At 62.7% G+C, this 23,638-nt stretch carries 21 protein-coding genes and 1 pseudogene; 8 read left to right on the top strand and 14 right to left on the bottom strand.

The genetic code is table 11. The features are described 5' to 3' along the window. The first annotated feature begins 125 nt into the window (after positions 1-125). Complete coding sequence (locus BS626_RS02690; RefSeq protein ID WP_083615872.1) at positions 126-1,547, top strand: MFS transporter; 1,422 nt, start codon at positions 126-128, stop codon at positions 1,545-1,547. A 38-nt stretch (positions 1,548-1,585) separates the two neighbouring features. Here BS626_RS02690 and BS626_RS02685 read toward each other — a convergent pair whose 3' ends face one another. Then, positions 1,586-2,257 (bottom strand): metalloregulator ArsR/SmtB family transcription factor, encoded by a 672-nt coding sequence (locus tag BS626_RS02685; RefSeq protein ID WP_075180846.1) that lies wholly within the window; start codon positions 2,255-2,257, stop codon positions 1,586-1,588. Positions 2,258-2,409: 152 nt separating this feature from the next. Here BS626_RS02685 and BS626_RS02680 point away from each other — a divergent pair, with 152 nt between their 5' ends. From BS626_RS02680 to BS626_RS02670, 3 genes are all read left to right on the top strand, one after another. After that, positions 2,410-2,901, top strand: coding sequence for a DUF2938 family protein (locus tag BS626_RS02680; RefSeq protein WP_075180845.1), 492 nt, complete (start codon positions 2,410-2,412; stop codon positions 2,899-2,901). Between the two features lie 315 nt (positions 2,902-3,216). Then, positions 3,217-4,137 (top strand): GTP cyclohydrolase FolE2, encoded by a 921-nt coding sequence (folE2, locus tag BS626_RS02675; RefSeq protein WP_075181113.1) that lies wholly within the window; start codon positions 3,217-3,219, stop codon positions 4,135-4,137. Continuing rightward, a complete protein-coding gene (locus tag BS626_RS02670; protein WP_075180844.1) occupies positions 4,127-4,687 on the top strand; it encodes a carbonate dehydratase in 561 nt (186 codons plus the stop codon). The genes folE2 and BS626_RS02670 overlap by 11 nt, the downstream gene beginning before the upstream one ends. A gap of 7 nt (positions 4,688-4,694) precedes the next feature. Here the strand turns inward: BS626_RS02670 and BS626_RS02665 are convergent, their stop codons facing one another. The 6 genes from BS626_RS02665 to BS626_RS02645 are packed head-to-tail and all read right to left on the bottom strand — an operon-like array spanning position 4,695 to position 10,312. Continuing rightward, positions 4,695-6,332, bottom strand: a complete 1,638-nt coding sequence (locus tag BS626_RS02665; RefSeq protein ID WP_075180843.1) for an FGGY-family carbohydrate kinase — start codon at positions 6,330-6,332, stop codon at positions 4,695-4,697. A gap of 48 nt (positions 6,333-6,380) precedes the next feature. Further along, a complete protein-coding gene (locus tag BS626_RS02660) occupies positions 6,381-7,109 on the bottom strand; it encodes an SDR family oxidoreductase (protein WP_075180842.1) in 729 nt (242 codons plus the stop codon). 26 nt (positions 7,110-7,135) lie between these two features. Continuing rightward, positions 7,136-7,972, bottom strand: a complete 837-nt coding sequence (locus BS626_RS02655; protein WP_240494260.1) for a sugar ABC transporter permease — start codon at positions 7,970-7,972, stop codon at positions 7,136-7,138. Then, positions 7,857-8,402 (bottom strand): hypothetical protein, encoded by a 546-nt coding sequence (locus BS626_RS18745; protein ID WP_240494247.1) that lies wholly within the window; start codon positions 8,400-8,402, stop codon positions 7,857-7,859. Before BS626_RS18745 ends, BS626_RS02655 begins: the two co-directional genes overlap by 116 nt. Then, positions 8,399-9,220: an ATP-binding cassette domain-containing protein gene (locus BS626_RS02650; RefSeq protein ID WP_075180841.1), complete on the bottom strand. Its 822-nt coding sequence runs from the start codon at positions 9,218-9,220 to the stop codon at positions 8,399-8,401. The genes BS626_RS18745 and BS626_RS02650 overlap by 4 nt, the downstream gene beginning before the upstream one ends. A 60-nt stretch (positions 9,221-9,280) precedes the next feature. After that, positions 9,281-10,312 carry a sugar ABC transporter substrate-binding protein gene (locus BS626_RS02645; RefSeq protein WP_371328478.1) on the bottom strand — a complete coding sequence of 344 codons (1,032 nt, stop codon included), beginning with the start codon at positions 10,310-10,312 and terminating at the stop codon, positions 9,281-9,283. Between the two features lie 280 nt (positions 10,313-10,592). On the opposite strand from BS626_RS02645, the gene BS626_RS02640 reads away from it, so the two are divergent. Then, positions 10,593-11,615: a substrate-binding domain-containing protein gene (locus BS626_RS02640; protein ID WP_075181112.1), complete on the top strand. Its 1,023-nt coding sequence runs from the start codon at positions 10,593-10,595 to the stop codon at positions 11,613-11,615. Between the two features lie 5 nt (positions 11,616-11,620). Here BS626_RS02640 and apbC read toward each other — a convergent pair whose 3' ends face one another. Continuing rightward, positions 11,621-12,733, bottom strand: a complete 1,113-nt coding sequence (apbC, locus tag BS626_RS02635; RefSeq protein WP_075180839.1) for an iron-sulfur cluster carrier protein ApbC — start codon at positions 12,731-12,733, stop codon at positions 11,621-11,623. 174 nt (positions 12,734-12,907) lie between these two features. On the opposite strand from apbC, the gene metG reads away from it, so the two are divergent. Continuing rightward, positions 12,908-14,968: a methionine--tRNA ligase gene (gene metG / locus BS626_RS02630; protein ID WP_075180838.1), complete on the top strand. Its 2,061-nt coding sequence runs from the start codon at positions 12,908-12,910 to the stop codon at positions 14,966-14,968. A 41-nt stretch (positions 14,969-15,009) separates the two neighbouring features. On the opposite strand, the gene BS626_RS02625 is transcribed toward metG, so the two are convergent. After that, positions 15,010-16,194, bottom strand: coding sequence for a serine hydrolase (locus tag BS626_RS02625; protein WP_075180837.1), 1,185 nt, complete (start codon positions 16,192-16,194; stop codon positions 15,010-15,012). 261 nt (positions 16,195-16,455) lie between these two features. Here BS626_RS02625 and BS626_RS02620 point away from each other — a divergent pair, with 261 nt between their 5' ends. Beyond that, complete coding sequence (locus tag BS626_RS02620) at positions 16,456-17,112, top strand: HAD family phosphatase (protein WP_075180836.1); 657 nt, start codon at positions 16,456-16,458, stop codon at positions 17,110-17,112. 34 nt (positions 17,113-17,146) lie between these two features. Here BS626_RS02620 and BS626_RS02615 read toward each other — a convergent pair whose 3' ends face one another. Beyond that, entirely contained in the window at positions 17,147-18,265 is a 1,119-nt protein-coding gene (locus BS626_RS02615) for a PQQ-dependent sugar dehydrogenase (RefSeq protein WP_075180835.1), read from the bottom strand. A 206-nt stretch (positions 18,266-18,471) separates the two neighbouring features. On the opposite strand from BS626_RS02615, the gene rimO reads away from it, so the two are divergent. Further along, positions 18,472-19,800, top strand: coding sequence for a 30S ribosomal protein S12 methylthiotransferase RimO (rimO, locus tag BS626_RS02610; protein WP_075180834.1), 1,329 nt, complete (start codon positions 18,472-18,474; stop codon positions 19,798-19,800). Here rimO and BS626_RS02605 read toward each other — a convergent pair. The 4 genes and pseudogenes from BS626_RS02605 to gsiB form a co-directional block, all read right to left on the bottom strand. Next, positions 19,797-20,237: pseudogene (locus BS626_RS02605) on the bottom strand (DUF4385 family protein). The gene rimO and the pseudogene BS626_RS02605 overlap by 4 nt on opposite strands. After that, a complete protein-coding gene (gsiD, locus tag BS626_RS02600; protein ID WP_075180833.1) occupies positions 20,234-21,136 on the bottom strand; it encodes a glutathione ABC transporter permease GsiD in 903 nt (300 codons plus the stop codon). The pseudogene BS626_RS02605 and the gene gsiD overlap by 4 nt, the downstream one beginning before the upstream one ends. A 9-nt stretch (positions 21,137-21,145) precedes the next feature. Further along, on the bottom strand, positions 21,146-22,066 hold the full coding sequence (gene gsiC, locus BS626_RS02595; protein ID WP_075180832.1) for a glutathione ABC transporter permease GsiC: 921 nt from the start codon (positions 22,064-22,066) through the stop codon (positions 21,146-21,148). Between the two features lie 36 nt (positions 22,067-22,102). After that, positions 22,103-23,635, bottom strand: coding sequence for a glutathione ABC transporter substrate-binding protein GsiB (gsiB, locus tag BS626_RS02590; RefSeq protein WP_371328475.1), 1,533 nt, complete (start codon positions 23,633-23,635; stop codon positions 22,103-22,105). Positions 23,636-23,638: the final 3 nt, after the last annotated feature.

Here is a 23,638-nt window from a genome sequence, read left to right as displayed (position 1 = left end):
AAAAAACACCCGACGATGGCTTCGCGATCGCATTCAATCAATTTATATATTGAATGATTTAATAAATACGTGTAGATGTATTAAACAGTCATCGTTACTGATTTTTTACCGAACAGGAGTGGGCCATGAGTAAAATTGACGTCGTTCTGCCAGAATCGCTGGCAGCGGATAGCCGTGCGCCGGAGCAGAGCCGGCATCGATCCGGCCTCTTTCTGGCGCTGGCCATCATGCAGGCAACGCTTATCTTCACTATCGTCATGGTCGGGGTGCCGCTACCGGCGATTGCACAGGAGTTTTCTTTGGCACAGCCGGAACTGCTGCTAATCAGCGCCGGTTACGGCTTGCCATTCAGTGGACTGCTGCTGTTTGGCGGTCGTCTCAGCGATCGTCTTGGCGGGAAAAGCCTGCTACGTGCCGGTGCGCTGCTATTTGGCGGTGCGTCACTGGTCGGTTTGTTTGCTCCTTCCTACGCCATTTTGGTGGCGGTACGGCTGCTGCAGGGCGTCGGCGCGGCGCTGATCGCACCGGCCCTGATGGCGATTCTTCGTCAGCTCTATCCGGATCCGGCGGCGTTTGGGCGGGCGATGGCCACCTGGGGCGGCGTATCCGTACTGGGCGGCGCGGTCGGGTTTCTCTCATCCGGCATGTTGACCACCTGGGTATCATGGCGCTGGATGTTCATCGTCCCCGTGGCGGTTGCCCTGCTGGGGCTGTGGATGGTGCATAAACCGCTGCGCGATTTGAAAACATCACCTGCTCCGGCGCCGCTTGATATACCGGGTGCCCTGCTGGCCACGCTGGGTATTATGCTGCTGAGTTTTGGACTGATTGCCAGTGGCGAAGCGGCATGGTCCGCACCGGTCGTGTACGCGCCGGTACTGGCCGGTACGCTGTGCCTGATGCTGTTTTTCGTTTACGAATGCCGGGTAGCGCACCCATTATTACCGGTTGATTTTTTGTTCGACCTGACGCGCGGCGCGGGCCTGGTGGGTATCCTGCTGGCCGCCGCCGGGATGGGACTGATCACGTTTTTGCTGTCGCTGTATCTGCAGCAGATTCGCGGCTGGAGCCCGCTGGCCACCTCGCTGGCGTTTATTCCTTATACGGTGGCGTTATTGGTGGTTAATCGCGCTGCACACTGGCTAATTGGCCGCTTCCACGCGCTGACGTTAACCCTCAGTGGATTAGTCATTGGCGCGGTCGGCCTGTTCCTGCTGGGTCACCTGACGCCACACTCTCACTATGGCTGGGACCTGCTGCCGGGGCTGTTTATCCTGCCGGCCGGCGCCTCGCTGGTGTTTTCAGGTAGCGCCGTGCTGGCAACGGCTCATGTCCCTCTTCACCGCGGCGGGCTGGCGGGCGGAGTGATGAATACGGCAATGGAGCTGGGCCCGACGATGGGGCTGGCGGCGCTGATGGCGTTGGCCGCGACGCAGACGGAGAGCCTGGCGGGGTTTACTCTTGCATTTAACGCGGCCGGTGTCGTCTATCTACTGGCCGCGGCGGCGGCGGCACTGGTCGCTAAGCGCATTTATCGCCGTCAGTGATTGCTAAACGGGCAGCCGGGACGGCTGCCCGCTGGCAATTACTCACTGGCCTCTACGTGCAGTCCGGCGGCTTTCCACTGCGGAAAACCGTCTTCCAGACAGCGGGCGCGATACCCTTTGCGCTTCAGCAGAGTCATGGCTTCCTGCGACAGCACGCACCAGGGACCGCGGCAGTAAGCGATCACCTCCTGCTGATGGGTGAGCTCGGCCAAACGGTCCTCCAGCTCCTCTGCCGGGATGTTAATCGCGCCGGGCAGATGCCCCAGGCGATACTCTTCGCTGGGCCGCACGTCCAGCAGCGTCACATCCCCCTCGCTGAGGCGCTGCAGCAATTCCCCGCGGGATACGGATTCAAGATCGGCTTGCCGGTTGACGCTCTCACTCACGAACTGACTGATCTCACCGTGTCGGAAGGCGACGTACTGGTGTAGCGCGGCGAGGAGCGACTGCACCGGCCCGTCCCCCAGTCGGTACAGCACATTTTTGCCGTCGCGACGCGCTTGCACCAGGCCGGCGCGCTTGAGCTGCTGCAGATGCTGAGAGGCGTTCGCCAGCGATAACTGCGACAACTCTGCCAGCCGTTCAACGGGCCGCTCGCCCTGAGCGATGTGCTCCAGCAGCATCAGTCGGTGAGGATTGGCAAGGGAGCGGGCTACCTCCGCCAGCGTGCCGAATATCATTTGCGCATTCTCCATACTGCTGGTTGACATAGTTTCGCCTTTGTTTCATCATTCAATAAATTATTTGATAGTTATTTTAGCAAACGGCAGCCCGACCAGCCAGTCCTGGTGTGACTGACCACACGGCAGGGTAAAAAAAATGGGCGCAGTATCGCAAACTTGATGACATACAGGATAAATATATGGAAATGGGGTGGCAGGGGATTGCGCTGGGCGTCGGCGCAACGTTGATCATGGATCTCTGGGCGCTGTTTCAGGCGCGGGTGCTCAAAATTCCCTCGCTGGATTACCGGCTGGTGGGGCGCTGGATTGGCCGGATGCGGTACGGCGAGTGGCGCCACCGGACCATTCTGCAGGCCCCCGTCGTGGCCGGAGAGAAGCCGCTGGGTTGGCTGGCGCACTACCTGATCGGCGTGCTGTTTGCCACGCTGTTTCTGAGCTGCGTGGGGCCATCCTGGCTGCAGGCCCCCGCCTTACTGCCGGCGCTGCTGGCCGGTATTATCAGCGTGCTGTCGCCATTTTTGATTATGCAACCGGCGTTTGGCTTTGGCGTGGCCGCCGCGCGCACGCCTCATCCGTCGGTGGCGCGCCGGCGCAGCCTGATCGCTCACCTCTCCTTCGGCGTGGGGCTCTGGCTTAGCGGCTGCGCGCTGCGGCTGGCCGGCGGCCTCTGATTGTCGGTGCCGCCGCCGCGACGCGGCGGCGCCTGGCCCCCTCTTACTGCCGTTCCCCCACCGTCGCGCGGCTCTGCGTCTTCGCCGCCCCGCGGTTCTGCTTCGGTGTAATTCTGCTTTAGCGCCGCCCCGCTGCTCTGCTTTAGCGCAATTCTGCTGCTTTACCGCGCCGTATCCGCCTTCCGCCAGCGATGCGGATGTTACGCCCCCTTTGGCAAGTCACCAATGTTACGTTATAACATAACACACATTAATACCGCGGCGGTCGACGAGCCGTCCTGTTTATTTGTCATGAACAACAATCACGGGTCTGTCATGTTAACAACCACCACTGATGCCCTGCCGGATGCGCAGGCCGCTCCCGGTCCGGGTCAACACCAGTCGCTGGCCTGGGTCGGCATGGAGCATATCGCGTTGCCGGTCGACATCGCCGGCAGACCGGTATCGGCGCGGGTTAACGCCGGCATTAATCTCCTCGCCGACCCCCAGGGTGGCAGCGGCATCCATATGTCGCGCCTCTACCTGCAGCTGGACGAACTCACCCAGGGGGAACTGACGCCGGCGCGGCTGCGCACCGTGCTGGCGGGCTTTCTCGCTTCCCATCCGGGGCGCTGCGATCGCGCCAGCCTGACCCTATCCGGCGATGTGTTGCTCTCGCGTCGCGCGCTGGTCTCGGCGCACAGCGGCTGGAAAGCCTATCCGATCGGCGTGGAGGCCACGCTGGAGAAGACGTTTTCATTAACGCTTGACGTGGCGGTGCCTTACTCCTCCACCTGCCCGGCCTCCGCGGCACTCAGCCGTCATGCCGCACAGTCGCACTTTTTGCAGGCGTTTGGCGATCGCCGCAACGGACTGACGGTGGCGGAGATCGCCGACTGGCTGGCCGCGGCAGGAATGCCCGCCACGCCGCATAGCCAGCGGAGCTGGGCACACATCCGTCTGCGTCTCGATCCCGAAGCCCGCGAACTGCCGGTCGCAGCGGCGATTGCCTGCGCCGAGCAGGCGCTGGGCACCGCCGTGCAGACGGCGGTGAAACGCTGCGATGAACGCGCCTTTGCGCTGGCTAACGGCGCGAACCTGCTGTTTTGTGAAGACGCCGCGCGCCGCCTGGAACGGGCGTTTCAGGCGGCCGCATGGTGTACCGCGGCAACGATACGGGTCGAGCATCAGGAGAGCCTGCATGCGCACAACGCCGTCGCCGTTACCCACTGGAAAGGAGCCTCAGATGTTACGTAAAAATCCCTCCGGCCATCTGCCGCAGGTCTCGCCCAACGCCTTTATCGACCCTACGGCAGTGATCTGCGGCCGGGTCATTATTCACGATTATGTGTACGTTGGTCCCTACGCGGTGATCCGCGCCGACGAGGTGAATGCCGAAGGCGAAATGGAACCGATAGAGATTCATGCCCACGCCAATATTCAGGACGGGGTGGTGATTCACTCGAAAAGCGGCGCGCCGGTGAGCGTGGGCAGCGGCAGTTCAATTGCGCACCGCGCCATCGTGCACGGCCCGTGCCGCGTGGATGAACGGGTGTTTATTGGTTTTAACAGCGTGCTGTTTAACTGCCATATTCAAACCGGCTGCGTGGTGCGCTATAACGCGGTGGTCGACGGCGTGACGCTGCCGCCGCACACCTACGTTCCCTCTACCGAACGCGTAGGGCCGGATTCGGTCCTGAGCGATTTTGCCCGGGTGGATCCGGCCTCGGTGCAGTTCTCCGAAGAGGTGGCCGAGACCAACGTGGCGCTGGTTGAAGGCTATCAGCGGCTGCGTAACGAGCTGTAATGGCCCGCTAGTCCCACGCCTGCAAGTCGCGCGCGCTGGCCTGCAGGTGTAAAAACGCCTGATAGCGTCGCTGATGACGCGTCTGCTGCGCAGCGGACGGGGTCCACACCGCCGCCGCCCGCGTAAAGCGCGCCATCCCTTCACTCACCGAGCTGACCAGCCCACCGGCGCAGGCGCCAAGGATCCCGGCACCGAGCAGCACCGGTTCGCTGGCGCGGGTCGCCAGCAGCGGTATCCCGGTCGCATCGGCCAGCAGCTGACGCACCAGCGGATGCTGCCCGGCACCACCGCTGATGGCGATTTGCCGCACCGTCGCGCCCGCCTCTGTCTGCACATCGATAATCTGCCGCAGGCCGTAGCCAATGCTGCAGATGCCGGCAACATACAGCGCCAGCAAACTGGCATCGTCTTCGCTCATATCCAGTCCGGCGATCGCCGCGCGCGCGCGCGGATCGGCGAAGGGCGCGCGGTTACCGAGGAATTCCGGCACCACGTGCAGCCCGGCGATCAGCGCCACGGCATCGGATGGCTGCGCCACCCTGGCCAGCACGCGATCGGCCAGCAGCACCGGCAGCGTGCAGCCTTGCGCCTGCGCCTGCTGCGCCAGCGCCGCCGCCGCCGGATGCATGCCCAGCAGCCGGTCTATTGCCGCGCCGGCGGCACTCTGTCCGCCCTCGTTCAGCCACAGGCCGGGCACCATCGCCGAGTAGTACGGTCCCCAGACGCCGGGAATAAATACCGGCTCCGGGCTGCTGGTCATGGTGCAGGAGGAGGTGCCAAACACGTAGGCCAGCGTGTCCTGGGCGTCGCCCTGCGCCCCTGCGGTGCCAATGCCGCCGGCGTGGGCATCGATCATGCCGGCCGCCACCGGCGTGCCGACCGGCAGCCCCAGTTCGCGCGCCGCCCGCTCGGTGAGGCCGTTGCCGCAGGCCGTCCCCGGCTCGTGCATCCGCTGGCCGATACGGCGGAACCCCTCCTCCGCCAGGTCCCCCAGCCCCGCCTGGTGAAAAAAGTCGGGATCCCAGCGCGACTCATGCGCCAGGTAGGTCCATTTGCAGGTAACCGTGCAGGTGGAGCGCGCCAAATCGCCGCTGGCGCGCCAGGTCAGGTAATCGGCAAGATCAAAAAACTGCCAGGCACGGTCCCAGATGTGGCGCCGGTGAGTTTTCAGCCACAGCAGTTTTGGTGGCTCCATTTCCGGCGACAGCCGCCCGCCGACGTAGCGCAGTACCGGATGCTGCGTGGCGTTAATCTGCTCCGCTTCGCGGGTGGCGCGGTGATCCATCCAGACGATGATGTTGCGCTGCGGATCCTCGCTGTCGCCCACCGCCAGCGGCGCACCGTCCTCGCCGACCACCACCAGCGAGCAGGTGGCATCGAAGCCGATGCCGCCGACCTGCGCCGGGTCAACCCCCGCCTCGCTGACCGCTTCCCTGACTGCCCCGGCGATCGCCTGCCAGATTTCGTCACCCGACTGCTCCACCGCCTGGCCGGTGCCGCGGTACAGGGTGATGGCGCGGCGGGCGCTGGCCCGCATCGTTCCCTCGCCGTCAAACACGCCGGCGCGGGCGCTGGCAGTGCCCACGTCAATGCCGATAAACACCCGCTCCGCCGTCTGCGCACTGTGCGCTGCTTCGCCGCTCATGTTCTTCTCCCTTACTGCGTAAACTGCTGGCGCCCCCGGCGCCGGCGATTAAAGATCGACGCTGCCGGGCAGGATCACCAGATCGCGGACCGTCACGTGGCGCGGGCGGGTGACCATAAACATCACCGCCTCGGCCACCTCTTCCGGCTGCATCAGGCTGCCGTTGGCCAGCGCCTCCTCCATTTTGGCTTTTGGCCAGTCGTCGAGTAGCGCGGTCACCACCGGGCCAGGCAGCACCGCCCCGACCCGCACGCCGTGCTGCGCCACCTGCCGACGGGTGCTGTGCACAAATGCCTGAACGGCAAATTTCGAGGCGGTATAAATCGGCTCCCAGACCACCGGCACTACCCCGGCGATGGAGCTGGTGAACAGAATATCGCCCGACTTCTGCGCAATCAGGTGCGGCAGCACCGCGTGTACTGAGCGGAACGCGGCGTTCACGTTCAGGTTCAGCATCCGGTCCCACTCATCCGGATTGCCTTCGGCCACCGCGCCGCCGACATAGGCGCCGGCGTTGGCATAGAAGATATCCAGCCGCCCGGCCGCCGCCAGAATGCCCGAGAGCATGCCGGAGACCTGCTGCGGCTGCAGCAGATCCACCACCAGCGGCAGGGCGTTGTCACCCAGCTCGTCGGTCAGCTGTTCCAGTCGTTCGCGGGCGCGGTCAATCATCACCACGGTGGCCCCGGCGGCCAGAAAGGCTTTGGCGCAGGCCAAGCCGATTCCCGAGGCGGCACCGGTAATGGCGACCACTTTGTTTTCTAAGGCGTGTTGCATCGTATTTCTCCCGTTACAGTGAAGGGTCAGGCGCGACCGTGAGTTGCCCGCGAACGCCGCGCCAGGGAATCGACAATGACCGCGATCGCCAGCACCGCGCCGGTTATCATGTAGCGCAGTGAGGACGGCAGGTTCAGCAGCGTCAGGCCGTTAGAAATGGCCTGAATCACAATGATGCCGAGCAGCGCAGACCAGGCACTGCCGCGACCGCCAAACAGGCTGGTGCCGCCGATCACCGCCGCGGCGATGGCATTCAGGTTGACGTCACCGGTGCCCGCCTGCTGGCTGGCCGACGCCAGTCGCGACGCGGCGAGAATGCCCCCCACCGCGGCCAGCGTCGAACAGAGCACAAAGGCGCTGACGGTGATAGCCCGGACGTTAATCCCGGCGCGGCGCGCGGCCTCGCGATTGCCGCCCACCGCAAACATTGAGCGGCCCCACTGGGTGCGCTTCAGGGCGTAGTTCAGTGTGACCACCAGCAGCACGAACACACCGAAAATCCACGGTACGCCGCGACCGAGGTTGAGGTAAAACACCGCACACGCCAGCACCGCGGTCAGGATGCCGGCGCGTAGCCACAGGGCGCTGACCGGTCCGGAGGAGAGATTCACCGCCGCGCGGCGCGCCCGGGTACGCAGCCCCTGCAGCACCATCACCGCGCCCGGCAGCAGCGCCAGCGCCTGCGCCAGTCCGTCCGGCATCACCATAACCTGGCCAAAGCGCACCAGCGGCGAGGCGTACGGCAGGTTAATACTGCCCGACGGTCCGAGGATATAGAGCTGCAGTCCCAGCAGCGCCAGCAGGCCGGCCAGCGTGGCAACAAAACTCGGCATGCCGAGGCGGGTAAACAGCAGCGCGTACACCAGCCCGACCGCCGCTCCCACCGCCAGTGACGCCGCGATGGCACCGGCCACCGGCCACCGGCCAGCCGAGATTCACCCACAGGACGCCAATCAACGCTGAGGCGAGCCCGCTCATGGACCCGACCGACAGGTCGATTTCGCCCAGCATCAGCACGCAGACAATGCCCAGCGAAATAAAGCCCACGGTGGCGCAGTCGAACAGCATATTGACCAGGTTGTTTGGCGCGAGGAATACCGGGTTGAGCACGCTGAATACGGTGGCGATCAGAATCAGCCCCAGTAGCACCGGCAGCATACCGAGATCGCCGGTTTTGATTCGGCTGATAAAGGCGCGCAGCACGCCGGCCAGGCCGTCGCTGTGCTGTACGCGTTCGTCGCTGCGATCCAGCGCCCGCGCCGCCACCGGCGGCTTATTGGTGATGAGCGTCATGATGAGTGAACCTCTGACTGAACGGATTGCGCTTTACGCTGGATGCGGCGCGAGACCGCGTTTTCCGTGGCGCCGGTGATGGCGGCGACCAGCTCCTGATTACTGGCTTCCGGGGTAAATACGCCGGTGTTTCGCCCCAGCCGCAGCACCACGATGCGGTCCGCGACCGCGCGGACGTCTTCCATATTGTGGCTGATGATGATCACCCCGAGGCCGCGGGCGCGCACCCGCTCAATCAGGTTGAGCACTTCCGCGGTTTGCGCCACGCCCAGCGCCGCGGTGGGCTCATCCAGCATGACGATTTTCGGATTCAGCAGCAGCGAACGGGCGATGGCTACCGTCTGACGCTGGCCACCGGAGAGCGAGGCAATCGGCTCCCGCACCGACGGAATACGCGCCGCCAGCTCCTGCAGCAGCGTCCAGGCGCGGACCTCCATCGCCACTTCATCCAGCTGCCAGGGCGAGAGCTCGTGGCCGAGAAACAGGTTGGCGACCACGTCGAGATTTTCACACAGCGCCAGATCCTGGAACACGGTGGCGATGCCCAACTCCAGCGCTTTGCCCGGGCTGTCGAGCGTCACTTCCCGCCCGGCAAATTCGATGCTGCCGCTGCTCGGCTGATGGACGCCGGCCAGCACTTTAATTAGCGTCGATTTGCCCGCGCCGTTATCTCCCACCAGCGCCACCACCTCACCGGCGTGGACCTCCAGATCGATATCGGTCAGCGCCGACACCGCGCCAAAATGCTTTGACACCTTACGCAGCTGTAAAATGGGCTGGCTGCCGTTGACGGCCCCCAGGTCCGGTTGCTTTGACATAACGAAGACCTCTTGCTGTGAGCGGGTCCCCGCGCTCCATCGGGGACCCGTCGGACCGGTTTACGGCGCTATGCCTAATTTTTTGCAGGCTTGCACGTAATCACCGGTGCAGACCTGCGCCGGCGTTTGGATCTGTTTATCGAAAATCTCCGCCTTGATGTTGTGGGCGGTGATCACCGCCGGTACAAACAGCTGCGACGGCGTGTTATACAGCGTGGTGGTGGCCTTCGGCGTTTTACCGGCCAGCAGATCGACCGCCACCTGTGCGGCGGCGGCGGCCACCACCTCAGACGGTTTGGAGATGGTGTTGTACTGATCGCCGGCGATAATCAGCTGCAGCGCCGCCAGGGTAGCGTCGTTACCGGTGACCGGCGGCAGCGGCGCGATGCCCGCGGCCTTAAAGGCGGCAATGGCGCCGCCGCCGGTGCCGTCGTTGGCGGCGACAACCCCCTTAATGGCGTCGCCAAAGCGGGTGATTTGGCCAGCGGTCCACTCCTGCGCCTTGGGCGGCGCCCACTCCGGGGTGTCAAATTCGGCCAGGGTTTTATAGCCCGAATCCTTCAGGCCGCGATGAATGCCGTCGCGAATCAGCCCGGCAGCGGCGTCAGTGGGAGACCCGTTAATTTCCAATACGCCGGCGCCCTGCGGCACGCCGCTGGCTTTCAGATGCGCCACCAGCGACTGGGAGATGGCATAGCCGATCCCCTCGTTGTCGAAGGAGACGTAGAAGTCGGCCGGCTGGTTTGGAATCGGCCGGTCGTAGGCAATCACCTTCACATCCTGCTGATGCGCGATCGCCACCAGTCCGGCGGCGGCCGACGAATCCACCGGATCGAGGACAATCACCTTCGCGCCCTGGGCGATCGCCGAGTTAAATTGCTGCTGCTGTAGCGCCGCGCTGGCGTTCGCATTCTGGTAAATCACTTTACAGCTGGCGCATAGCTTGCTCATTCGGGCTTTAAAGCCGGGATAGTCGTGCTGCTCATAGCGGGTCGAGGCCTGATCCGGCATCAAAAAAGCGACCGTCGCGGCGTCTTCTGCCAGCGCCTGCGAACTCATTCCCATCATCACGGCGACGGATGCCATCAACATTGTGCGGTAACGCATGTCATATTCCTCAGGTAGCGGAAAACCTGTCAACGCGCGGAGGTTGCCGTAGACCGCGGGATGACTGACGGGAGCGAAAGGTTCAGCGGGACATCAGGACGCCTGGCAACGCGGCGGACGCCTCCCGAATGGACACTTCTTCACCTAATTTCACATCAAGCTCACACATTGAACACATCGATCTCACAATTGCTCAATCGATGGAGCAGCATTGTCACTGTTCAATTTTGGTGTCAAGCTAGGTAAAAAAAGAGGTAACGGATTTGTGATTCAACGCAAAAAAGCCCGGAAAACTACCATCTATGACCTGGCGGAACTGACCGGTGCATCGGCGACGGCGGTGAGTTCGGTGCTCAACGGCAACTGGAAGAAGCGCCGCATCAGCGCGCAGCTGGCGGAAAAGATCGCGCGGGTGGCGCAGGAGCAGGGTTACGCCCCGAATAAGCAGGCCAGCGTGCTGCGCAGCCAGCGCTCGCACATCATTGGCATGATCGTCCCCAAGTATGATAACCGCTATTTCGGCTCTATCGTCGAGCGCTTTGAGGCAATGGCCCGCGCCCGCGGGCTGTTCCCGATAGTCACCTGTACCCGCCGCGATCCGGCGCTGGAGCTGGAAGCGGCGCAGACCATGCTCTCCTGGCAGGTCGACTGGGTGATCGCCACCGGCGCCACCGATCCGGATAAAATCAGCGAGCTGTGTGCCGCCGTCGGCGTGCCCACGCTGAATCTCGATCTGCCCGGCAAGCGCGCGCCCTCGGTGATTTCCGATAATTACGGCGGGGCCCGGGCGCTGACGCGGCGGGTGCTGGAGAACGTGGCGCGGCGAATGGGCGAAAAGCGACCGCTGGTGTTTGTCGGCGGGCGCGGTAGCGATCACAACACCCGCGAGCGCCTGCGCGGGTTCAGCGATGCACACCGCGAGTACGGCCTGCCGGTGCAGACCGGGGACATTCTGACCTGTGGCTACGCGCCGGAAAAAGCGGCGTCGGTACTCAGTCAGTATGCCGCGCGCCATCAGCGCCCGGTTAACGGCCTGTTCGTTAACTCGACCATTTCACTGGAAGGGGTGATGCGCTGGATGGATAGCGCGGGCCTGGTTGGCGAGCGGCAGCTTACAATGGGCTGTTTTGACTGGGATCCGTTTGTCAGCCTGCTCGGCCACGACATTGAGATGATGAAGCAGAATGTGCCGGCGATGCTGGATGCGGTGTTTGCGCTGATTGACAGCGGCGGCGGCGGCGACACCACCCTGATCGAGGTGCCGCCGCTGTTTGTACATCAGCCCTGACGCGCTTACAGCGCGCGGAAGGCGATCTCACCGGGGATCACCTCGCCCTGCCAGTAAAGCTGGGCCGCCACCTCACCCGCCAGCCGGCGATAGCGCGCGGTAAATTCGCTCTCCGGGCGGCGTACCACCGTCGGCTCACCGAAGTCGAGATCCTCGCGCAGGCTGATGTGCAGCGGCATCTGCCCCAGCAGCCGGGTATGATAGCGCTCGGCCAGCGTTTCCGCCCCGCCACTGCCGAAGATCGGCTCCTCGTGGCCGCAGTGGCTACAGACGTGCATACTCATGTTTTCCACTATGCCCACCACCGGGACGCTCACCTTCTCAAACATCACGATGCCTTTGCGCGCGTCTATCAGGGCGATGTCCTGCGGCGTGGTGACCACCACCGCGCCGGTGACCGGAACGTTCTGCGCCAGAGTGAGCTGAATGTCGCCGGTACCGGGCGGCATGTCGAGGATCAGGTAGTCAAGCTCGGGCCACAGGGTTTCGTTCAGCAGCTGCATCAGCGCCTTACTGGCCATCGGCCCGCGCCACACCATGGCGTTATCTTCGGTCACCAGATAGCCTATGGAGTTGGTCGCCAGGCCGTGGGCAAGGATTGGCGCCATGTGGGTGCCGTCCGGCGAGCTGGGGCGCTGATCCTCGGTGCCCAGCATGCTGGGAATCGACGGCCCGTAGATATCCGCATCCAGGATGCCGACCCGGGCGCCTTCGGCAATCAGCGCCAGCGCCAGATTCACCGCCGTGCTCGACTTACCGACTCCGCCTTTGCCGGAGCTGACCGCCACAATGTTTTTCACCCCGTTGACGCCGGGCTGATTTTTCACCCGCTGCAGGGTGGCGATGTCGTAATGAAGACGCCAGTCGATGGCCGCCGCGCCGGTCATGCGCAGCAGCTCGTTGCTGACCTGCTCTTTCAGATCGTCAAAGCCGCTGTTCCAGGCAAAGGGCAGCACCAGCTCAATGTGCAGGCGATTATCCATCAGCGCCACGTGATGCACGGCCTTCAGGGTCGTCAGGTTGTGTTTCAACGTGGCATGTTCAAACGATGCCAATACCCCGTTCACCATCGCGCGCAGCGTGTCCGGTGACAGGGGTGACGTGGAATGGTCGCGCATTCCCTCTCCTTCAGTGTGTTCAACGAAACTCAATGCGTTAAGAATATCAGAAGCCGTCGCCGGGTAGGGGATTCGCCGGGAAATAATCCCCTTCGTGCCCCCTTTGTTTACGCACCCCCGCGCTTTCGGGTAACATCTAACCCCCATTTTCAATCAGGTATAGCAAGTCTCACTATGACTCCAGTCGCGAAGAAAATTTTGGTAACGTGCGCGCTGCCGTACGCCAACGGCTCCATCCATCTCGGCCACATGCTCGAGCATATCCAGGCAGATATTTGGGTCCGTTACCAGCGAATGCGCGGCAATCAGGTTTATTTCATCTGCGCCGATGACGCCCACGGTACGCCGATCATGCTGAAAGCGCAGCAGTCCGGCATCGCGCCGGAGCAGATGATTGCTGAGATGAGTCAGGAGCATCAGACTGATTTCGCCGGCTTTAACATCAGCTACGATAACTATCACTCCACGCACAGCGACGAAAACCGTGAGCTGTCCGGGCTGATTTATACCCGCCTGAAAGAGAACGGCTTTATTAAAAACCGCACTATCTCGCAGCTTTACGATCCGGAAAAAGGCATGTTTCTGCCGGACCGCTTTGTAAAAGGCACCTGCCCGACCTGTAAAGCGGCGGATCAGTACGGCGATAACTGTGAAGTGTGCGGGGCGACCTACAGCCCGACGGAACTGATCGATCCGAAATCCGTGGTCTCTGGCGCGACGCCGGTGCTGCGCGATTCCGAGCACTTCTTTTTCGATCTGCCGAGCTTTAGCGCCATGCTGCAGGCCTGGACCCGCTCCGGCGCTCTGCAGCCGCAGGTGGCCAATAAAATGCAGGAGTGGTTTGAATCGGGCCTGCAGCAGTGGGATATCTCACGCGATGCCCCCTACTTCGGCTTTGAAATTCCGGATGCGCCGGGCAAATACTTCTACGTCTGGCTGGATGCGCCGATCGGCTACATGGGATCGTTTAAGAACCTGTGTGACAAGCGCGGCGATATCGACTTTGATGCCTGGTGGCGGAAAGACTCCGACGCCGAGCTGTATCACTTTATCGGCAAAGACATTGTCTATTTCCACAGCCTGTTCTGGCCGGCAATGCTGGAAGGCAGCGGCTTCCGTAAACCGACCAACCTGTTTGTTCACGGCTATGTGACGGTAAACGGCGCCAAAATGTCCAAGTCGCGCGGCACCTTTATCAAGGCCAGTACCTGGCTTGAACACCTCGACGCCGACAGCCTGCGCTACTATTACGCCGCCAAACTGTCGTCACGCATCGACGATATCGATCTCAATCTGGAAGATTTTGTTCAGCGCGTGAACGCCGACATTGTCAATAAGCTGGTGAACCTCGCGTCGCGCAACGCCGGTTTTATCACGAAGCGCTTTGGCGGACAGCTGGCGGCCGAACTGGCCGATCCGGCGTTGTACAAAACCTTTACCGACGCAGCGCAGAGCATCGGTGAAGCCTGGGCGAGCCGTGAGTATGGCCGCGCAGTGCGGGAAATCATGGCGCTGGCCGACCTGGCTAACCGCTACGTGGATGAGCAGGCACCGTGGGTGGTGGCGAAGCAGGAGGGGCGCGACGCGGATCTGCAGGCGATCTGCTCAATGGGTATCAATCTGTTCCGCGTCCTGATGACCTGGCTGAAGCCGGTACTGCCGTCGCTGAGCGAACGCGCCGAAGCTTTCCTCGGCCAGCCGCTGACCTGGGAGGGCGTGCAGCAGCCGCTGCTGTCGCACGCCATTAATCCGTTCAAAGCGCTCTACAGCCGCATCGAGCCGGCCAACGTGGCGGCGCTGGTCGAGGCCTCGAAAGCGGATGCCGCCGCTGCCGCTCCGGCCGCGCAGGCCGCTACCGCGGCCACCCGAGCCAAACCGCCGGCGGCAACCACCGCGGAGGCGACGGGCACCATCACCATCGATGACTTTGCCAAAGTGGACATGCGTGTGGCGCGCATCACCACCGCCGCGTGCGTGGACGGGTCAGACAAGCTGCTGCGTCTGGAGCTGGACCTGGGCGGCGAAACCCGGCAGATTTTCTCCGGCATTCGCGCGGCCTATCCCGATCCGACCGTGCTGGTAGGGCGCCTGACCGTGGTAGTGGTCAACCTGGCGCCGCGCAAGATGCGCTTTGGCGTATCGGAAGGCATGGTGCTGTCTGCCGGCCCCGGCGGCAAGGATCTGTTTATTCTTGGCGCCGACAGCGGCGCCGAGCCGGGCATGCCGGTGAAGTAAACATGGTCAACGCCCCCTCTGCGCGAGGGGGCGCTTTTATCTCAGCGAAACCAACTGCCAAACCAACCGTTCAGCTTCATCATGATGAAGTCCAGGAGCCGGCTGAAGACGCCGCCCTCGTTCACCGCCTCCATCACCACCAGCGGCCGCTGCGCCACCGATTTACCGTCCAGCTGAAAATCAATCGTGCCCACCTGCTGCCCTTTTTTCAGCGGTGCGGTCAGCGCGGCGTCGCGGAGGGTAAAGCTGGCCTTCAGATTTTTCAGCTGCCCTTTTGGCACGGTGATCGCCGCGTCGTTGGCAACGCCCAGCCCGACCTCTTTCCGATCGCCATACCAGACGCGCTGGGTCACAAACGGCTTATCGGCCTTTACCGGCGTCACCGTTTCAAAAAAGCGGAAGCCCCAGGTGAGCAGCTTTTCGCTTTCGCGAAAGCGAATGGCATCGGTTTGCGCGCCGAGCACCACAGAGATCAGGCGCATATCCCCTTCGGTGGCCGAGGCGACCAGGTTATTGCCGGCGCCGGCGGTGTGACCGGTTTTTATGCCGTCAACGTGCAGATTGCTGCTCCACAGCAGGCGGTTTCGGTTAATCTGGCGAATATTGTTGAAGGTAAACGCTTTTTCTTTGTTGATCGCGTACTCTTCCGGGACGTCACGAATCAACGCCTGGCCAAGCAGCGCCATGTCGCGCGCGGTGCTGTACTGCCCGTCGGAGTCCAGGCCGTGTACCGTCTTGAAGTGGGTATTGTTCAGGCCCAGCGCCTTCACGTAGTTATTCATCAGGCCAACGAAGGCGTCCTGACTGCCGGCCACGTAGTCGGCCAGCGCGATGCTGGCATCGTTGCCGGACTGAATGATCACCCCTTTATTCAGCTCCGATACCGGGATCCGATCACCCGGCTTGAGGAACATCAGCGACGAGCCGCGCAGCACCGGGTTTCCGGTCGCCCAGGCATCTTTGCCGACGGTCACGAGGTCATCACGGTGAATTTTGCCCTGCTTCAGCGCCTGGCCCACCACGTAGCTGGTCATGATTTTGGTCAGGCTGGCGGGATCAAGCCGCTGATCGGCCTGCGATTCGGCGAGCACTTCACCGCTGGCATAATCCATCAGCAGCCAGGCTTTCGCCTCGATTTGGGGGGGAGCCGGCGCATCGACCGCAGAGGCCGCGCTGCTCAGTACGCATAGCAAAGTTGCCGACAGGCAGAGAGGTATTTTCTTCATGGCTGGCCCAGCGTTTCCATTTGAAAGACAGGGGTATACGCGCAGCCAGTGCTGCACGTCCCGCCCCTACGCTAACGTTTCCAAAAACGTAATGAAACCTTCACACCGTAAAGTTTTTTAGAGTTTATTAGACAAATCTGTATCTTGCCGCGCCGGTCCGGCTTTTTTTTCTGCGTCATTGTCTGAAAGGCGCGCGGCGTCGGCGGACTCACTGCACCGTTTCCGTTACCCTTAAAGAAACTGAATCATGAGGATGAGCCCATGGACTTAGCGTTATTTGATCTCGATGAAACCCTGATTTGCGAAGATACCGCCAGTCTGTGGCTGCTGTGGCTGGTGTCACAAGGCTACGCGGACGATGCCATAGTGCGTCAGGACGAGGCGCTGATGCAGCGTTATTACCAGGGCACGCTGCAGATGGAGGAGTACATGGACACCCTGCTGGCACCGATCGCCGGCAAGGCGACGCTCACGGTGGACGGCTGGGTACGCCGCTTTATTCAGCGCGATATTTTGCCGCGGGTCTATCCGGCCGCGCTGGCGCGGCTGCAGTTCCACCAGCAGCGCGGCGACACCCTTCTGGTGATTTCGGCCAACGGCGATCACCTGGTCAGTCCGATTGCCCGCCAGCTGGGGGCGCACGGTGCCCTGGCAATTGGCATGGAAGTCGTTAACGACTGCTACACGGGCAAAACGCAGGGTACTTTTACCTATCAGCAGGGCAAAGTGGCCCGCCTGCGCGAATGGCAGGCACAGCATCCCGAACTGAGGTTTAACCATATCTGGGCCTACAGCGATTCGCACAACGATCTGCCGATGCTGGCGCTTGCGGACTTTCCACACGCGATCAATCCCGATGCCGCACTGGAGCAGCAGGCCTTGAGCCGCGGCTGGCCGGTATGGCGGTGGACTAAATAAGCTCACCGGCCGCCTGACGCGGCCGGTGAGGCATTCAGGGCGCGGCGCCCTCGGGCGACACGCGCAGCAGCTTGCCGTTGGCCTCATCGGTGAGCAGATACAGGTAGCCGTCCGGTCCGGCCCGCACGTCGCGAATACGCTCCCCGCGCGCGCCCAGCAGCCGCTGCTGCGCCACGACCCGATCGCCGCTCAGGCGCAGCTGAATCAGATTGCGGTCCTTCAGGGCGCCAACAAACAGCATATTTTGCCACTGCGGAAAGCGGGGGTGCTGATAAAAAGCCATGCCACTGATGGCCGGCGAGACTTTCCACCATTCAACCGGCGGTACCGTGCCAGCCACCTCACCGCCGCGCGACCCCGGCACCTTCTCACCGCTGTAGTCTACGCCCCAGGTGGCCAGCGGCCAGCCATAGTTTTGCCCCCTGGCGATACGGTTTATCTCGTCGCCGCCGCGCGGACCGTGTTCGCTCTCCCACAGCACGCCGGTGGTGGGATGCACCGCCAGCCCCTGCGGATTGCGCAGTCCCCAGGCCCAGATTTCCGGTCGCGCGCCCTCGCGACCGACCAGCGGATTATCCGCCGGCACGCTGCCGTCCGGGTTCAGCCGCACCAGTTTGCCCTGCAGGGTATCCAGCCGCTGCGCGTTTTCCGCCACAAAGTTATCGCCAAAGGCCACCCACACATGTCCGGTCGGCGCAAACGCGATGCGCGTCCCGAGGTTGGCGCCGGAGGAGAGCGCCGGCGCTTGCCGGAGCACCTCGGTAAACCCCTCAAGGCGGCGGACATCCTCTGACAGACGACCGAAGCCCACGGCGGCCCCGACTCCCTGCGCACCGCGCAGCGTATAGCTCAGCCACACCCGACGGCTCTGCGCGAAGTCCGGCGCCAGCGCCACGTCCAGCAGCCCGCCCTGCCGCTGCGCCCACACCGCCGGCACGCCGGTAATCGGCGCCGAGAGGCCGCTCTGTGGCTGCCAGTGCCGCAGCTGGCCGCTGCGCTCGGTGATCACTATTCCGCGATCGCCCGGCAGAAACGCCAGTGCCCAGGGGTGATCCAGCTTATCCTGCAGGATCTCAACCTGCAGCGCCGCCGCCGACCCGCCCGTTAACCACAGTCCTACTGCACCTGCCACTAACCGCCGATAGCCCGTCATAATGGTTCCTCACCGAGGGAATGATATGATCACTGTAGCCGTCGCCGGCCGCGCCGGCGCCATGTTTACGCAAGCTTACGCCGGGCGGGAGGCCGGGGAACGCCCCGGGTCGCGCGCGCAGTTTCTTCATCTTTTGCTGTACAAAAACGGCGGCAACCGCTGTAGAATCATCGCCTGCCCTCCATCACTGATGATTTTTTAACCTTATGAGCAATGCTACCCAACAGCCGCCGCGCGTCGGCTTTGTTTCTCTTGGCTGTCCTAAAAACCTCGTCGACTCCGAACGGATCCTGACCGAGCTGCGGACCGAAGGCTATGACGTGGTGCCGCGCTACGACGATGCTGACCTGGTGATTGTTAACACCTGCGGATTTATTGACAGTGCGGTACAGGAGTCGCTGGAGGCGATCGGTGAAGCCCTGAATGAGAACGGTAAGGTGATTGTCACCGGCTGTCTGGGTGCCAAAGAGGATCAGATCCGCGAAGTGCATCCAAAAGTGCTGGAAATCACCGGACCGCACAGCTACGAGCAGGTGCTGTCGCACGTGCACCATTACGTGCCGAAGCCGCAGCATAATCCGTTTATGAGCCTGGTGCCGGAACAGGGCGTGAAGCTGACGCCGCGTCACTACGCCTATCTGAAAATTTCTGAAGGCTGCAACCACCGCTGCACCTTCTGCATTATTCCCTCCATGCGCGGCGATCTCGACAGCCGCGAAATTGGCGCGATACTGGATGAGGCGAAGCGGCTGGTCTCCGCCGGCGTTAAAGAGCTGCTGGTGATTTCCCAGGACACCTCCGCCTACGGCGTGGACGTGAAGCATCGCACCGGCTTCTGGAACGGCGCGCCGGTGAAAACCAGCATGGTGAGCCTGTGTGAGCAGCTGGCGAAGCTGGGCGTATGGGTGCGTCTGCACTACGTTTACCCCTATCCGCACGTGGATGAGGTGATCCCGCTGATGGCGGAAGGCAAGATCCTGCCCTACTTGGATATCCCGCTGCAGCACGCCAGCCCGCGGATTCTGAAACTGATGAAGCGCCCGGGCGCGGTTGAGCGCACCTTGGAGCGCATTAAGCGCTGGCGAGAGATCTGTCCGACGCTGACCCTGCGCTCGACCTTCATCGTCGGTTTTCCCGGCGAGACGGAAGAGGATTTCCAGATGCTGCTGGACTTCCTGCAGGCGGCGCGGCTGGATCGCGTCGGCTGCTTTGCCTACAGCCCGGTAGAGGGTGCAACCGCCAATCAGCTACCCGATCCGGTTCCGGAAGCGGTGAAGCAGGCGCGCCTGGAACGCTTTATGCTGCTGCAGCAGCGGATCTCTGCCGAGCGCCTGCAGGAGAAAGTGGGCCGCGAGCTGCTGGTGATGATCGACGAGGTTGACGGCGAAGGCGCCATTGGCCGCAGCATGGCAGATGCGCCGGAGATTGATGGCTCGGTGTACCTGAACGGCGAAACCGGCGTCAAGCCCGGTGACGTGGTGCGGGTGATGGTCGAGCACGCCGACGAATACGATCTGTGGGGCAGCCGGGTTTAACCGTACTGGCGCGCACGTTTGCGCGCCAGAGTGTCTTCGTCGCCGCGGATCCGATCCCAACAGGCGGTAAACTCGGCCGCCGCGGCGGCCTTTTTCCGATCCTCCCCGCGCGGGAGCGGTACGCCGTTGGCATCCTATTTCCGCCCTCCCGGAGGATTGGCGTTGGGCCGCGCGCGGGTGTAGCCCATCTGCATAAACGGCCTGGCCATATCCATCCCGACAACATCGTCGGCGCCGCGATACTGTTCAAAGCAGGCCATCAGCGCGCGGGCAGACTCTTCAGCCAGCGCCACCGTTTTAAACCGCCAGTGCGGCAGTAGCTCACTTTTACAGGGCTCGACGCTGAGCACGCCCTGCTCGCCGCACCCAGCGCGGTAGCGCTCCGGCGACGCGCGGTAATCCACGTCGGCCTGAGCCGCTGCGGCGCCGGCCTTCAACCGTCCAGCTTCGGATCGAGGGCGTCGCGCAGACCGTCGCCCAGCAAATTAAAAGCCAGCACGGTGAAGAAAATCGCCAGGCTGGGAAACAGCGCCACGTGCGGCGCCAGCACCATGTCGGCCCGCGCTTCGTTGAGCATCGCGCCCCACTCCGGCGTGGGCGGCTGCGCGCCGAGGCCAAGGAACGACAGGCTGGCGGCGGTGATGATCGCAGTACCGATGCGCAGCGTAAAATAGACCACAATTGATGACAGGCAGCCGGGCAAAATGTGGCGCACGATAATGGTCAGATCCGAGGCGCCAATGCTGCGCGCCGACTCAATCCAGGTCTGCTGCTTGAGCACCAGCGTATTGCCGCGCACCAGGCGGGCAAACGCCGGCACGCTGAACACCGCCACGGCCACAATCACGTTGGCCATCCCGCTGCCCATGATCGCCACGATAGCGATGGCCAGCAGGATCCCGGGGAAGGCGAACAGCACGTCGCAGACGCGCATCACCAGCCGATCCCACAGCCCTTCGTAATAGCCCGCCAGCAGGCCAAAGGCAACGCCGACCGCGCCGCCCAGCGCCACGGAGAGCAGTCCGGAGGCCAGCGACAGGCGGGCGCCGAGCAGAATACGGCTAAAGATATCGCGCCCCAGCGCATCGACCCCAAACCAGTGCTGCACCGAGGGGCCGTCGTTCAGCCGGTCGTAGTCGAAGTCGTTTTCGGCGTCATACGGCACCAGCCAGGGGGCGAACAGCGCCACCACCACCAGCAGTAGCACAAACAGCAACGCAGCTACCGCTACCGGATGCGCGGCAAAACGCCGCCAGACGCTGCGCCAGAGGGTCGGTTGCGGCAGGCCGCTGAGTGGCTCCACCGCCAGCGCGGCTTCGCGTCGCCCGTGTGTCATCGCTCCTCCTTACCGGTAGCGAATAGTCGGGTTGATCGCGGCATATAGCACATCGACCACCAGATTGATCAAGATAAACTCCAGCGAAAACAGCAGCACTTCTGCCTGAATCACCGGATAGTCGCGCAGGGTAACGGAATCCACCAGCAGCCGCCCCAGCCCCGGCCAGTTAAATACCACTTCGACCACGATGGATCCGCCGAGCAGAAAACCAAACTGCAGCCCCATCATGGTGACCACCGGAATCATCGCGTTGCGCAGGCCGTGCTTGAGGATCACCCGCCACTCCGGCACCCCTTTGGCCCGCGCGGTGCGCATATAGTCTTCCTGAATGACCTCGACGAAGGCGGCGCGGGTAAAGCGCGCCATCACCGCCGCCACCGCCGCGCCCAGCGTTAGCGACGGCAGAATATAGTGTTGCCAGCTGTCGGCGCCTACCGTAGGCAGCCAGCCGAGCTGGACCGAAAACACCTGAATCAGCAGCATCCCCAGCGCAAACGACGGAAAGGAGACGCCGGAGACCGCCAGCGCCATGCCCAGCCGGTCCGGCCAGCGATTTCGCCACACGGCAGAGATCATACCGATCGCCATGCCTATCGTGACGGCCCAGGCCATGCTGGCGAGGGTCAGCAGCAGCGTCGGCAGAAAACGCTGGGCTATCTCACTGGAGACCGGCCGCTTCGAGACCATGGAGGTACCGAAATCGCCCTGCAGCGCATGGCCAATAAAATGCAGAAACTGTCGCCACAGCGGCTGATCGAGACCGAGTTCCTGACGCACCAGCGCCACGACCGTGGCGTCGGCCTCCGGTCCGGCCACCAGCCGCGCCGGATCACCCGGCAGCAGGTGGACAAACAGAAACACCAGCACCGCGACGATCAGCAGCGTTGGAATCAGTCCCAGCAGGCGTTTAATGATGTAGTTCAGCATAGTGTGTCCTGCGCCGGGCGGCCCCGGCGCGTTGCCTTACTTCAGTTCGGCGTCGATAAAATCAAAGCCGGTATCGGGCTGGACATAAAACCCGCTCAGGTTTTTACTTTTCGCCGACACCAGTTTTTCCACCACCAGTGGGATCCACGGCTGCGCCTGCCAGATACGATCCTGCGCGTCTTTGTACAGCCGCGCCTTGTCGGCGTGATCGGTGGTTTTCAGCGCCTCGCTGAGATCGCTGTCAACCTGCGGGTTGCTGTAGAACGCCGTATTGAACAGCGCCGGCGGCCAGGACGGGGTGGCAAACAGCGGCGTCAGCGCCCAGTCGGCTTCGCCGGTGGAGGCCGACCAGCCGGTGTAGAACATCCGCACGCCGCTCTCTTTCTGTCCTTTCGCTTCGACCTCGGCCGCGCGCTGGCCGGCATCCATGGCGGTGACCGTGGCCTTGATTCCCACCTGCGCCAGCTGCTGCTGGGTAAACTGCAGCACTTTCTGCGCGGTGCTGTGGTTATGCGATGACCACAGGGCGGTGGTAAAGCCGTTGGGGTAGCCCGCTTCCTGTAGCAGCGCGCGCGCTTTGGCCGGATTGTATTCGAGCGGCGGATAGCTCTGCGCATACTCGATGGCCGGCGGCACAATACCGGTAGCCGGCGTGGCGTAGCCGGCAAAGGCCACCTTGACCAGCGCCTGACGATTGATGGCGTAGTTCAGCGCCTCGCGTACCTTCGGATTATCAAACGGCCTCTGCGTCACGTTTAGACTGATATAGCGCTGCATGATCGAAGGTGAAGTCACCAGATCGACCTTGTCGCTTTTCGCCAGCAGCGGTGCCTGCTCATAGGGGATCGGGAACGCGAAATTCGCTTCGCCGGTTTGCAACATCGCCGCGCGGGTGTTGTTATCAACCACCGGACGCCAGGTAATGCCATCCAGCTTCGGGTAGCCCGGTTGCCAGTAGCCAGACCACTTCTTCACCTTGACGTAATCCGTCGGGTTCCAGGTCTCCAGCTGATACGGGCCGGTGCCGACCGGATGGAAACCGATCGCCTTGCCCCATTTTTTCAACGCCGCCGGCGAAATCATCGCCGCCGCCGGGTGCGCCAGCACGTTCTCAAACGCCGAGAACGGCTGTTTCAGCGTCACGTTGACCGTCAGCGGATCGACCACCTCGGTGCGGTCAATGGATTTAAACAGGTTATAGCGCTTCAGGCGGTTGTCCGGGTTACTGGCGCGATCGAGATTGATCTTAACCGCCTCGGCGTTAAACGGCGTGCCGTCCTGGAACTGAATATTCGGGCGCAGTTTAATGGTCCAGCGGAGGCCATCCGCGCTGGGGGTGGCGCTCTCCGCCAGCACGTTAATGCGCTTCATGTCCTTATCAAAGCCAAACAGCCCCTGATAGAACGATTTCGCCACCGCCTGCGACAGGGTGTCGTTGGCGTCGTAGGGATCGAGGGTAGTGAAATTGGAGCCAACGGCCACCACCACCTCTTTTGCCGCCCAGGCAGGCAGCGCCGTCAGCGTACCGAGTAAGCCGGCAGCCAGTAACCCTTTGCGATAACTCATCATCTG

The sequence above is a fragment of the Pantoea sp. 1.19 genome (genome assembly GCF_001922585.1).
Classification (GTDB): Bacteria; Pseudomonadota; Gammaproteobacteria; order Enterobacterales; family Enterobacteriaceae; genus 1-19.
This window is presented reverse-complemented; position numbering and strand designations above follow the sequence as displayed.